The 12,115-nt window shown below is 58.6% G+C and carries 11 protein-coding genes and 1 pseudogene; 4 read left to right on the top strand and 8 right to left on the bottom strand.

Features of this window, described 5'->3' with window-relative positions; genetic code table 11:
- Window positions 1-274 precede the first annotated feature (274 nt).
- The 4 genes and pseudogenes from HF327_RS11105 (at window position 275) to HF327_RS11090 (ending at window position 3,884) form a co-directional block, all read left to right on the top strand.
- Window positions 275-571, top strand: a complete 297-nt coding sequence (locus HF327_RS11105; RefSeq protein WP_169108282.1) for a methyltransferase domain-containing protein — start codon at window positions 275-277, stop codon at window positions 569-571.
- A gap of 257 nt (window positions 572-828) precedes the next feature.
- Window positions 829-1,875 carry a hypothetical protein gene (locus HF327_RS11100; RefSeq protein ID WP_236024142.1) on the top strand — a complete coding sequence of 349 codons (1,047 nt, stop codon included), beginning with the start codon at window positions 829-831 and terminating at the stop codon, window positions 1,873-1,875.
- 120 nt (window positions 1,876-1,995) lie between these two features.
- Window positions 1,996-3,046 (top strand): annotated as a pseudogene (locus tag HF327_RS11095) (GGDEF domain-containing response regulator).
- 193 nt (window positions 3,047-3,239) lie between these two features.
- Complete coding sequence (locus HF327_RS11090) at window positions 3,240-3,884, top strand: mechanosensitive ion channel family protein (protein ID WP_198460468.1); 645 nt, start codon at window positions 3,240-3,242, stop codon at window positions 3,882-3,884.
- A 60-nt stretch (window positions 3,885-3,944) separates the two neighbouring features.
- On the opposite strand, the gene purT is transcribed toward HF327_RS11090, so the two are convergent.
- The 8 genes from purT to HF327_RS11050 form a co-directional block, all read right to left on the bottom strand.
- Window positions 3,945-5,162 (bottom strand): formate-dependent phosphoribosylglycinamide formyltransferase, encoded by a 1,218-nt coding sequence (gene purT, locus HF327_RS11085; protein ID WP_169108281.1) that lies wholly within the window; start codon window positions 5,160-5,162, stop codon window positions 3,945-3,947.
- Between the two features lie 101 nt (window positions 5,163-5,263).
- Window positions 5,264-5,782 (bottom strand): DUF4440 domain-containing protein, encoded by a 519-nt coding sequence (locus HF327_RS11080; protein WP_169108280.1) that lies wholly within the window; start codon window positions 5,780-5,782, stop codon window positions 5,264-5,266.
- 241 nt (window positions 5,783-6,023) lie between these two features.
- A complete protein-coding gene (locus HF327_RS11075; protein ID WP_169108279.1) occupies window positions 6,024-6,380 on the bottom strand; it encodes a hypothetical protein in 357 nt (118 codons plus the stop codon).
- The gene (locus HF327_RS11070; RefSeq protein ID WP_328701783.1) at window positions 6,373-7,047 is read right to left on the bottom strand and encodes a TenA family protein; all 675 of its coding nucleotides are present in this window, start codon (window positions 7,045-7,047) and stop codon (window positions 6,373-6,375) included. Before HF327_RS11070 ends, HF327_RS11075 begins: the two co-directional genes overlap by 8 nt.
- A gap of 91 nt (window positions 7,048-7,138) precedes the next feature.
- On the bottom strand, window positions 7,139-7,609 hold the full coding sequence (locus HF327_RS11065; protein WP_169108278.1) for a hypothetical protein: 471 nt from the start codon (window positions 7,607-7,609) through the stop codon (window positions 7,139-7,141).
- A gap of 54 nt (window positions 7,610-7,663) precedes the next feature.
- A complete protein-coding gene (locus HF327_RS11060; protein WP_169108277.1) occupies window positions 7,664-8,719 on the bottom strand; it encodes a 6-phosphofructokinase in 1,056 nt (351 codons plus the stop codon).
- A gap of 233 nt (window positions 8,720-8,952) precedes the next feature.
- Window positions 8,953-10,332, bottom strand: a complete 1,380-nt coding sequence (locus tag HF327_RS11055) for a c-type cytochrome (protein ID WP_169108276.1) — start codon at window positions 10,330-10,332, stop codon at window positions 8,953-8,955.
- 13 nt (window positions 10,333-10,345) lie between these two features.
- Window positions 10,346-12,115, bottom strand: a complete 1,770-nt coding sequence (locus HF327_RS11050; protein ID WP_169108275.1) for a GMC family oxidoreductase — start codon at window positions 12,113-12,115, stop codon at window positions 10,346-10,348.

The raw sequence follows: 12,115 nt of genomic DNA, 5'->3' as shown, positions 1-12,115 counted from the left end.
ACTGTTTCACCATCAAGCCCCGTGTTTGATGAGTGCATGCGATCCCACCATGATCGCGAGACCCATCAGTCTTCCCCTTTTCTGATTACAGACCTGAAAGCAGCATGTCTCATATTCAGCAGCGAATTTTTGTCGACGGCGTCAAGCAATTCCCCCCCGGCATTTTGAGGACTGCAAAGTTCTTGAAGTAGGCAGCCTGAATATCAACGGATCGGTACGGGATTTTTTCAGCGGTTGCCAATACACAGGGCTGGATGTGGGGCCAGGACCTGGTGTGGACGAGGTCGGTTACGGAGAAAATTACGGCAGCCCCGCGAATCACTTCGACATGGTGATCTCATGTGAAGCCATGGAACACAACCCTGGCTGGCGTAAAACCTGGTTGAACATGCTGCGTATGCTCAAGGGCGATGGGCTGATGCTGATGACCTGCGCCACTTTAGGCAGACGTCAACACGGCACGGATAACTTCCAGCCCAATGATTCCCCGCTGACCATCGGCCTAGGTCAAAGCTATTATCAAAATCTCAGCGAGTCGGATTTTCTGAGCCTGCTCAATCCGCAGGCCTAGTTCTCCGTCTGGGGCTTTTTTGTCGATAACAGCAGCCACGACCTGTACTTTTTTGGTCTGGGGCTCGAAGCCGATGAAACCACGCGTACACAGGCACTGCAATTGAGTAATGCCTTGACTGCGCACTATCACCAAGTCAATGTGATGGGCGTCTACTGACCCAGCCATTGCTCTCAACGCCATAGTAAAAGAGACAAAACACGCCCACTCCCAGTGGCGTGCACCACCCCAGCAGCCCTCTGATTTCAGAAAAGGCCTTGGCTATACTGCCTGACATGCAGATTCCCCAGTACTGGGCGCAAGTGCGACTGCGCCATCAAACAGGTATTCGCCATGGGGTCACCGTCCAGTGCTGGGGCTGGTCTGACCGCAGCGAGCACGATGCACATACTCATGCACAGCAGCGAGCCCAGCAAGCGCTGGATGCAGCGCTCAGTGTCCCCCTAGAGCGCAGCCTGCCCTCAGACTTCGAGCGCATGGAATGGCTGGGGGAATATGGGCTGAACGGCAGCACGCCGATTCGCGAGGAGGTGCTGGAGCGGCGCGGCCCCACCGTGATGACACGCAACAGCTATGGCGCAAAGTGCCTTAATACAGAGCATGTGGCCATTGCGGATCTGGACTTTCCGCACAAAAAAAAGCCTCCCCATTTCCCCGTCATCTCCACAATTTTGCTGGCCATGGCCTTGCCTTGGCTATGGGTCACACCGATAGTCTGGAGTCTGGGTCTGGCGGTGTTGATGCTGATCATTGCCAGCATTGGCCTGATCTTCTGGTCAGGCATGCGCAAGTGGTTTCATGCGCGCCGCCAACTGCGCGCGAATGCCAGCCAACTGTCACCCGCCCAGGCCGCTCTGGCAAAGGTAGAGGCCTTCTCCGCAGCACACCCTGACTGGGGGCTGCGTGTGTATGAGACGCCCAAGGGGCTTCGGGTCATCGTGACCCACACTGCACTCACCTCCAGTTCACCCGAAGTGCAATCCCTTTTCAGCCAGCTAGAAGTTGACCCGCTGTATGCCTTACTCTGCGCCAAGCAACAATGCTTTCGCGCTCGCGTCAGCGGCAAGCCCTGGCGCATGGACTTGAATGGTTTGTCCACTCAGGAGCGCCGCTGGCCCTTGCCTGCAGCCTATCAAGCCGCACGCCAGCAGTGGGTTGATGCTTATGAGGCACAGTCTGCACAATTCGCCGCTTGCCGCTATCTCGCTCAAGTGGGTGCGGCAACTCATTGCGCTGAAGCACAGGCTTTTGTGAGCTGGCATGACGAGGCCTGCAAGGCCCACTCCTCCCTCGCATTAGCCTGAGGTCGCTCAGCAGCTATGCTGAGATTCTTTTTTGAAACTAGCGTATAAAGTAACAAGATATTTCTCACGCTTGCTGACTAATTGACAGATTTGGCCTGACCTCGTTTTATCTTCTGCCACATGACAGCTTTGCCATCCTTCGTTTCACCTGCCATCGAATCCAGTGGTGCGCGCTTTTCCTCTCCGGAATCTGGCGCGCCGTTTTCCGTCCTTGTGGTGGAAGATCAGGCTGTCATGCGCGCTGCGCTGGTCACCGAATTGCATCAGGCAGGCGTCACTCAGGTTCTGGAAGCCGAGAATGGACGCTCGGCCCTGGCACTGTTTCGCAGCGAACGACCCGATCTGGTACTGCTGGACATTCGCCTGCCCGGTGAAGACGGCTACTGGGTCGCCCGTCAGCTGCGCGAAGCCGAGCCCGGCGAATGGACCCCCATTATTTTCCTATCTGGTCTGGACAATGATCTGGACGTCTGGCGCGGCATTGAAGCGGGTGGCGACGACTACCTGGTCAAGCCCGTCAAACCCATTGTGCTGGTTGCCAAACTGCGTGCCATGCGCCGCCTGCTGGACATGCGCCGCCGCCTGGTCACCGTATCCGCAGAGCTTCACCTGGCCAACCAAAAGCTCAATGAAATGGTGGAGCTGGATGCACTGACCGGCCTCGTCAATCGACGCGGACTGGACCGCATGCTGCATGCCGAAATCTCAGCAGCCCGCCGTGAAGGCAAGCCGCTGACCTTGATGCTCTGCGACCTGGATCATTTCAAGCGCTTTAACGACACCTACGGCCACATTCAAGGCGATGAGTGCCTGCGGCAAGTGGGCCGTCTGCTGCGCGAGGTCTGCGTGCGCCCGCGCGATATTGCGGCGCGTTATGGGGGCGAAGAGTTCGCCCTCGTCCTGCCCAATACACCTCGCTCAGGCTCCATGACATTTGCCCGCGCGCTGGGGCAAATGCTCAAGCTGCTCAAGATTCGCCCGGCAGGCTCGGACGAAGAAATTCTGCTGACTCTCTGGCGGCATCACCACCTGCATCCCCGATGAAAACACCAGCGCTGAATCCATGCTGATGCGGGCTGACGAAGCACTGTACGCCGCCAAATCTCAAGGGCGCAACCGCTTCTTCAGCTTTGAGATGCAGATGGATACCATCGAACAAAGGCAGATCTAGCCCCCTAGCCACTTTGCGGCGTCCCCTTGAGGGGAAGAGCACGTCTGCCACAGGGAGGCCCCTGCAGCATGCACCTCACTATGGGCATGCCTGATTGACGTTTACCCGCTTTGCCTTGAAGAAACGCTAGGATCGACGCATTACTTCGTCAGTCCCGCCGGACTGCCCTCTCCCGTTTTTTGAGTGACTGGTTATGCGTCGTTTTCAAATGCACCTGCCCGAATGGATGCAGGACTGGCTTGAAATCCTGATCCCCGGGGTTCAGATTTTCCTCATCATCTTCGTGGCCTGGCTGATCAACTGGCTAATCAAGCGCATCATCTTGCGCGCCGGCAAGGCCTACGATCTGCCGCACGAGCTGCTGATGCCGCTGCGCGGCGTGTTCCGCTGGATCATTATTGCCGCCGCCATTCTGGCCATACTGGAGCGTCTTGGCATGTCTGCCACCGTGCTGTGGACAGCCTTTACCAGCTTCGCCACTGTAGGTGCCGTTGCCTTTTTTGCCGCCTGGAGCGTGCTCTCCAACCTCTTTTGCGCACTACTCATTGTCACCGTCAGCCCGTTCAGGCTGGGCGACTATATCGAGGTGCTCGATACCGCCGAAAAACCCGGAGCCAAGGGGCGTGTGATCGACCTCAACATGCTCTACATCACGCTGCAGGACGACAGCGCCCCTGCGGGTATGCCCAATCTGCTGCAGATTCCCAATTCCCTGATCTTTCAGCGTGTCATCCGCCGCTGGAAAGGCGGCATGCCGGTCGTCACCGAGAGCACGCCAGCGACTAACGATGAAGAAGCCTCTGCGATGGAGATTGCAACACCCAGCAAACCGGCCTGAACGCTTGTTTCATTCATGAAAAAGGGCTTCTGATGAAGCCCTTTTTGCGGTCCAATTGCGTTAGGGCAGTCGCGGCTTGACCTTGCTGGCGGACAACTTCGCATTCACACGCGCCTGCTCCACATCGGCAGCGCGGGCCAGCGCCACGCCCATGCGACGCTTCACAAAGCTCTCGGGTTTGCCAAACAGGCGAATGTCCGTACCGGAAATAGCCAGCGCTTCATCCACACCCTCAAACACCAGACCTTCGGCATCTTGACCGCCATAGATCACAGCGCTGGCACCGGGGTTGCGCAGGCTGGCATCCACCGGCAGACCCAGAATGGCGCGGGCGTGCAACTCAAACTCACTTTGCCATTGGGTCGCAAGTGTGACCAGGCCTGTGTCGTGCGGGCGGGGCGAGACCTCGCTGAACCACACCTGCTCTCCCTTCACAAACAGTTCTACGCCGAACAGGCCCAGCCCCCCCAGGTTATCGGTGACGGCCTTGGAGACCTGGCGTGACTTTTCCAGCGCAGCCGGGTGCATGGGGTGGGGCTGCCAGCTTTCCACATAGTCACCCGCCTGCTGGATGTGACCTACGGGGTCACAGAAATGGGTTTCAATCTGGCCATTAGCGCCTTTGGCACGTACGGTCAGCTGGGTAATTTCGTAGTCAAAGTCGATAAAGCCTTCGACGATGACGCGGCCCTTGGCCACGCGGCCACCGGCCATGGCGTAGTCCCATGCGGCAGAGACATCGGCCGCACCGTCGATCTTGCTCTGCCCCTTGCCAGAGCTGCTCATCACAGGCTTTACCACACAGGGGTAGCCAATGGCAGGCTGCCCATCGCTTCCATCAATGGCGGCTTGCAGCTCGGCCAGCGAATCGCAAAAACGGTAGGGACTGGTGGGCAGGCCCAGTGTTTCCGCAGCCAGACGGCGAATACCTTCACGATCCATGGTCAGTCGCGTGGCACGGGCGGTAGGGATGCAGGTGATGACGCCTGCTGCCTCCAGCTCTTCGAGCATGGGCGTGGCAATGGCTTCAATCTCGGGCACGACCAGATCGGGTTTGACCTCCTCAATCAGTGCTTTGAGCTGGGCCGGGTCGCTCATGGTGATGGTGCGCGCATGGTGGGCTACCTGCTGGCCGGGAGCGTTCTCGTAACGATCCACCGCAATGGTTTCCACGCCCAGGCGCTGCAGCGCAATCAGCACTTCCTTGCCCAGCTCGCCGCTGCCCAGCAGCATGACTTTGGTGGCATTGGGGGAGAGAGGCGTTCCTAAGGTAGTCATCAGGTGTTCCAGCGGGCACAAAGCCTTGAGTGGCGGTCAAAAACACGCCGGGAGCAGAGCCCCAGCGTGCGGCAAGCCCGCCATCATAAAGGTGCGGGGCTTCAATCCTTGCCGGGCATGACCGAGGAATGGTGACTGGTGATCAACCACTGCTGGCCATCCCAGCCATAGGTAAAGCTGTAACGTCCGCTGACCTTGGTACCCGTCTTGGCAAAGCTGAAGGTGTAGAGACCCGCATCCAGCGCCGTGTTGCAGCCGATGTCGACAAAGCGCATGTCAATGCTTCCCACAGGCTGGTTTTCCAGAAAGTGAACAAAGTAGTCCTCCTTCTCGGCAGCGCTCAAGCGCAGCTTGTTGGAAACCGTGGGCAGCAGGATGGAGCGAGCCGCATAGTTCTGCACCACTTTTTCAGCGCGGCCCGTCTTCAGGGACTGGTTCCAGCGGTCGAACAAGGCGGCAACTTCTGGCTCGGTAATCGCCTTGCAAATCGCCGGCGACTGAGCCGAGGCACGTGAAGCGGGAGCCGCCGCAGTGACAGCTGCAAGCTGGGTGCTGTTGCTGGCGCAACCCGTCAATACCGCACAGGCCAGTGCGAACGCGGTCCAAGAAATTTTGCGCATGAGATGCCTCCTGATTTTTGTCAAAAAGAAAAAAGCGCCCGCTGGGCGCTTTCAGTTGTCGGGTCTCGATTCCTCAAGATCCGGCTGACTATAGCTTTTGACATTCATCAAAACTTGATCTGCATTAAGCTGCAGCGGCATTCATGGGTCACAACAGTTTATCGACCTAATTTGTTGCAAATTGCTACTTAATCAATAGCACACTCTGCTTACGCAAAAACGCTTACAAGGCATTCATCCTTTACTTTTGCAAGGGCGAGTAATGCTCAATGCGGCAGGGACCACGATCCTTGCACTCGCCATCCAGATAACGGTAGCGCACCTTCACCGTGGTGCCAGGCTTGGGCCATTGGCGGCGCGGCAGCTCGCTTTGATAGTCAGTAGTCTCGGGCCTGAAGCTCAGCGCTGTCCCCGCCTGCGGACATTCGGCCTGCCCCTTGGCCTGGCTTTCAAGCACGCGGACCTGCAGCGCCTGGCGGTCGGTTTGCTTGTCACGCACCTCGACCTTCAACTCGCAAATCTCCCAGTTGCTCGCCACGGCTGGCGCACTGGCGGCACACAACAAGGCGGCGGCCAGCCCGATTTTTCGTTTATTCATAGACATGATCAAAAAACTGTCGCTCCAGCTTCACTGCCCGCTGAAAGTAATGGGTGGCTTCGGCCTTTTGCGTCTCATCCAGCGTGGGGCCGATGCGGTCCAGCTCGCCGCGCAGCCAGCCTACAAAGCCGCGAAAGAAGTCATTGGCATGCAACACGATCCATTCCGCGTGCTCAAAGCGCTCGGGCATGGGAAGGTGCTTTTTGGCAGGCTGATCGGCCCAGTCCAGATAAATGCCTTCGGCCACGGCCAGCACGGCCATGCAGTTGGCGTAGTTCAGGCTTTGCGCGGCTTCATGCATGAGCTGCTGAAAAGCCTTGGTGGGCGCAGTCAGCTCAGGCGTCAGGCGCTGCTCTTCAGGCACGCCCAGCATGTCAAAGCTGCGCAGAAAATATGTGTTTTCGTCGCTGGTCACCATGCCCGCAAACTGCGACAGCACCACGCGCGGCGCAAACACATCGGCACTGGCAATGGCTGCGCCCAGCAGGGCGACAAAACGGTTGATGAACTGATAGTCCTGCACCAGATATTTGCGCAGCACCGCGTCATCCAGCGAGCCATCAAAAATTTCCTGCACAAAGCGGTGCTGCACGCAGGCATTCCAGTCGGTAATGCATGACTGACGCAGTTGCTCGGCAAAGCCTTGGGATGGATTCAAATCACGCACAGCTGTCTCCAGTTCCTATGAAATCAATAGCTGAATGCGCTTGATGCAAGCGCGCTACAGGCCATTTTCATTAAAAAGAAGGGGATCAGCATCAATGCGTGAGAGCGGCTGTTTTAACGCCGCGTTGCGGAATGCCGCCGCTGTCGAATGCCATGTCTGAAGTCCAGACCGCATCGTCCCAGCCCCAGGGGCTGCTGGCCTGCTCCAGACTCAGCACATGCACGCCGCTCATGTCCTTGACGCGCTCTTTAAGCCAGTCCACCTGGTCGCTGCGCACAAACACCAGACAGGCAATTTCCCAGTCCGGCTGCGTGATGTTCAGGCCGTGCAGCTGCGTCAGCAGTGGCGCATACCACTTCTCAATACGTTCATTGAGACGGTTGACCAGCGCCAGCGGGTAGCCCGAGGCCGAGACTTCCACCACATAGACCTGGCGACGCGCCGGGCGCAGCGCGACAAAGGCCGGGCATTGCCAGCCTTCGGTCAACTCGTATTTGGGGGCCACAAAGGTTTCGCCATTGGCCGTGAGCAACTGCATCACGGCTTCTTCATGTCGGTCCATGCTGTATCTCTCCGGCGCGCGGAAAGTGCGCGCAGGCCCACACCTTAGCGCAGCCTAAGCCTCGCCGAAGCAAATACCGATATCGCGCGCCATGCTCAGCAGCGGGCTGTCCAGGGGCACGGTGCGCTGGGTGTTGGCCACATCGGCAATCGCCACGCTGCCAATGCGCCCGTTTTGCAGCGTGACCATATGGCCCAGCTGGCCGCCCAGCACCAGTTGCGCTGCGTGGTGGCCGAATTGCGTGGCCAGTACGCGATCAAAAGGCGTGGGGTCACCACCGCGCTGCACATGGCCCAACACCGTGGCGCGCACCTCGCTCTTGAGGTGGGGCTGCAGGCGCTCGCGCAGCACATGGCCTACACCGCCAAGACGCACCGGATCGGGGCTGTGCGAAATGCGCTCGCGCACCGTCAGGCTCTGGCCGCTTTCCTTGGCACCTTCGCCAATGCAGATGATGGTGTAGCGCTGACGCTCTTCGCGCTCCTGGCAGACCTTGATGATGGCCTGCAGGTCATAGTCGATCTCGGGTAGCAAGATGATGTCGGCCGCACCGGCAATGCCAGCCTCCAGCGCCAGCCAGCCCGCATGGCGGCCCATGGTCTCCACAATCATCACGCGGTGGTGACTCATGGCCGTGCTCTCGATGCGGCGCAGGCTTTCCGTCACCGTGGCCACCGCCGTGTCAAAGCCAAAGCTGCGCTCGCAGCTGGCAATGTCGTTATCAATGGTTTTTGGCACACCCACACATTGCAGGCCGACCTGCTCCAGCCCATGCGCCAGACTCATGGTGCCGTCACCGCCAATGGCCACCACCACGTCCAGCGCCAGCGCCTTGATATTGAGGCCGACCTGAGCCAGCGTCTGCGCATCGCGCAGCGGGTTGGCGCTGTTGCTGGTGCCCAGAATGGTGCCGCCAATATGCAAAATGCCCGAGACCTCGTCCCAGCCCAGAGGGCGCACGCGTGGCTGCGCGCCCATCAGGCCCTCAAAGCCATCGGCAATGCCCAGCACATCGCACTGGCCGTGGTTGATCAGGGACTTTGTGACCGAGCGGATCACTGCATTCAGGCCGGGGCAATCGCCGCCACCAGTCAGCACACCAACGCGCATGAGAATCTCCTAGTTCTGCCAAACCTGGCCTTGAGCCCTGTTGAGCCCCGCCAAAACAGAATCATCCCACGCCCCATGTGGCTGTTTAGGTAGCGCCCATAAAAAACAGGCCGGACTTTCATCCGGCCTGTTTTGCAGCGCTGATTTTTTACGTGCTCAGTGGCGACGCACTTCTTGCGCAGCTGTCTCAATCAACACTGCGCCTTTCGCAGCCTGATCGATTCACACTGCACTTAATTGGCGCGTTCAGGGGCCGCAGCCGCTTGTACATGCTTGCGTACCTTGCTCACCTGACTTTCGCTAACCTCAGAGGCCTGGTTGCCCCAGCCCTTGCGCAAAAAGGTGGCCAGTGCAGCGACTTCACTATCAGTCAAGCGATCAGCATAGCCTTGCATCACCAGATCCATGGGACGGCGATCCGTCTTCAGCGAAGCGGTGCCATTCAAGATCAGGGCCACCAGTGGACTGGCATCTTTGCCCAGCACCATGGAGTTGCCTTGCAGCTCAGGGAAGATCTCGGGCGAACCCTTGCCGCTCGTAAAGTGGCAAGCTGCGCAGTTGTCGAGATACAGGCGAGCACCCAGAGGCATGTCAGGCGATGCCGACTTCAGCAGCGCAGCTGTTGCTTGACCGGCTTCGTCGGCAGGCAATGGAGCCATGCTGCGAGGACCGGGTGTAGCAAGCTTGGCAGGAACCGCTTCTACCGCCTGACCATCCATGGTCTTCAAGAAGACCGCCATGGCTTTAAGGTCAGAGTCACTCATGTGCTGCAGCGAATGCTCAACGACCGAGGCCATTTCGCCATTCGCCACGGCATGTGCATTACGGCCGGTCGCCATGTAGGCGGCCACTTCTTCCGTACTCCACTTCTGAATGCGCGCATCCTTGCCGCGCAGTGCAGGTGCAGTCCAGTCGTCCACCATGCCGCCGCTCAGGAAGCTCTTGTCGGAAAGACGCGTGCCGTCCTGCGCCATATAGCTGGTGCGGGGACTGTGGCAAGCGGCGCAGTGACCGGCACCTTCGGTCAGGTACTGACCACGGATTTGCTGATCATCCCCGGCCATGGGCTTGAACTGGGACTCACCCGACAGGGCCAGCCAGTTCCAGGCACGGATGCCGAAGCGCATATTGAACGGAAAGCTCAGGCTGGTTGCCGCGACTTCGTTCTTGACGGGCTTCACTTCGGTCTGCAAGTAGTCGAACAGTGCGCGCAGATCGCTTTCCGTCATGTAGCGGTAGTTCTCGTACGGCATGGCAGGGTACAGCTGCTGGCCGTGGCCACCGATGCCGTCCACCATGGCTGCGCGGAACTGATCCATGGTCCAGTTACCAATACCGGTTTCCTTGTCAGGGGTGATGTTAGACGCCCAGATGGTGCCCATGGGGCTTTCAATTCCACGGCTACCAGCCATGGGCTCACCGCCCTTGGCCGTGTGGCAGGCCATGCAGTCACCAACGCGCATCACGGCTTCACCACGGCCGGGCTCGGCCTTCCAGTCGGTGGGAAAGGCCTCGTTTGCGGGTGTGGGCTTGAAAGGCACGTAGATCAGTGCCAGCGCCGCAAGGATGCCGAGAACGATCACTGCAATCAGGATGCTGAGGTATTTTTTCATCGTGTGCTCCTGCTCAGACCAGCGGACGGGGGTTCTTCAGGTACATCGTGCGGATGGCGTGCAGCGTCCAGTACGCAAGACCGCCGACCATGCCAGTAGGGTTGTACTGGGTGTTCTGCACAAAGTTGCCCGCACCGAAGACAAACACGTTGTGCTTGTCCCATGCCTGGCAGTAGCGGTTGACCGCACCTTCGCTGGGCTTGTCGGACATGACATGGCCACCGGTGTTGTGCGTGGTCTGGTAGGGGCGCACGTCAAACTTGGCACCGATGTTCTTGAAGCCGGACTGCAGCAGATCGGGCTTCAAAGCGTTGCCCACTTCCTCGGCCTTGATCTTCTGGTACTGGGTCATCTTGATGTCGTTGTCCTGCCAGTTGAAGGTCATGCGCATCAATGGACGACCATGGGGATCCTTGTAGGTGGGATCCAGATCCAGATGGTTGTTGCGGTAGGACATGTGCGAGCCGTGTGTACCGATGGACATGGAGTGGCCATACCACTCACCAATGCCCTTCTTCCAGCCAGCGCCCCAGCCCGGTGTGCCCTTGGGCAGCGGCATAGAGCGGATAGGCTGTCCGTTCATGGTGCCTACGCGCCAGTAAGCGCCGCCGATGAAGCCCAGCTTGCCGAAGTCGTTCTGGTTGATGCCGAAGTCATCGATACACATGCCGTTGGAGCCGTGACCGATGAAGGGATTGAAGTTTTCCTCCTTGAAGAACAAGGTCACGCCACCGTTCATCTGGTAGGCGTAGTTCTTGCCCGTCACACCGGTGTTGGTCTTGGGGTCGTAAGGCTTGCCAATGCCGGACACCAGCATCAGGTGCACGTTGTTGAGCTGGTAAGACGACAGAATCACCAGGTCTGCAGGCTGGAAGACTTCTTCTTGCTTGATGGCATCAAAGTAAGTCACACCTGTAGCGGTCTTGCCGTCCGCCGAAGTTTCCACGCGCAGCACTTCAGAGTGAGTGCGGTAGCTGAAGTTGGGTTTGCGCTTGAGGGCATCCAGCACGGCCGTCTGGGGCGACGATTTGGAATACTGGTAACAACCAAAGCGCTCGCAGAAACCGCAGAAGTTGCAGGGTGCCATCTGCATGCCATAGGGGTTCACATAAGACGTCGATGCAATACCTGCTGGTGCGGGAAATGGGTGCAGCCCCATATTCTTGGCCGTGGCTGCAAACTTGCTGGAGTCGTAAGTCGTGCCCAGCGCAGGCATGGGGTACTCTTTGGAGCGCCAGCCTTCGAAGGGATTACCGCCTGCCTGAATCTGGCCCTTGAGATTGCCAGCCTTGCCGGAGACACCGGCCACCTCGTCAAACTGGGTGAAGAAGGGCTCCAGCTCGTCATAGCTGACGGGGTAATCCATCAGGTTCATGCCTTCAGGAATGATGGACTCGCCCCATTTTTCCTTCACATAGCTGCGCAGCTTGATTTCTTCGGGCTGAGGGCGCCACAGCAAACCATTCCAGTGCGTACCGGCACCGCCCACGCCATTGGCGGGCAGGAAGGAGCCCATCGAACGGTAAGGCAGAGCGATTTCATTGTCGTCACGACGTACTGTCACCGTTGCCTGGCGCGGGTGCTGCATGTTCTTCAGGCGCACACCGTAAGTCAGTTCGTCGATCTGATTGGGGTACTTGAACTCCGGCACCGTGTTCTGGTCACCGCCACGCTCCAGCGCCACGATTTCCAGGCCTTCAGCGGCCAATTCCATACCTGCGATAGAGCCAGTCCAGCCCAGGCCGACGATCACGACGTCTTTTTTCTTTTCAATGCGTGCCAT

It is taken from the genome of Comamonas suwonensis (assembly GCF_012844455.2).
GTDB classification, from domain to species: Bacteria; Pseudomonadota; Gammaproteobacteria; order Burkholderiales; family Burkholderiaceae_C; genus Comamonas; species Comamonas suwonensis.
This window is presented reverse-complemented; position numbering and strand designations above follow the sequence as displayed.

Excerpts from the sequence above, each read along its gene's own strand:
- HF327_RS11090 (WP_198460468.1), top strand. The coding sequence starts at position 3,240 with ATGCGTCGTTTTCAAATGCACCTGCCCGAATGGATGCAGGACTGGCTT.
- purT (WP_169108281.1), bottom strand. The coding sequence starts at position 5,162 with ATGACTACCTTAGGAACGCCTCTCTCCCCCAATGCCACCAAAGTCATG.
- HF327_RS11080 (WP_169108280.1), bottom strand. The coding sequence starts at position 5,782 with ATGCGCAAAATTTCTTGGACCGCGTTCGCACTGGCCTGTGCGGTATTG.
- HF327_RS11075 (WP_169108279.1), bottom strand. The coding sequence starts at position 6,380 with ATGAATAAACGAAAAATCGGGCTGGCCGCCGCCTTGTTGTGTGCCGCC.
- HF327_RS11065 (WP_169108278.1), bottom strand. The coding sequence starts at position 7,609 with ATGGACCGACATGAAGAAGCCGTGATGCAGTTGCTCACGGCCAATGGC.
- HF327_RS11060 (WP_169108277.1), bottom strand. The coding sequence starts at position 8,719 with ATGCGCGTTGGTGTGCTGACTGGTGGCGGCGATTGCCCCGGCCTGAAT.
- HF327_RS11055 (WP_169108276.1), bottom strand. The coding sequence starts at position 10,332 with ATGAAAAAATACCTCAGCATCCTGATTGCAGTGATCGTTCTCGGCATC.
- HF327_RS11050 (WP_169108275.1), bottom strand. The coding sequence starts at position 12,115 with ATGGCACGCATTGAAAAGAAAAAAGACGTCGTGATCGTCGGCCTGGGC.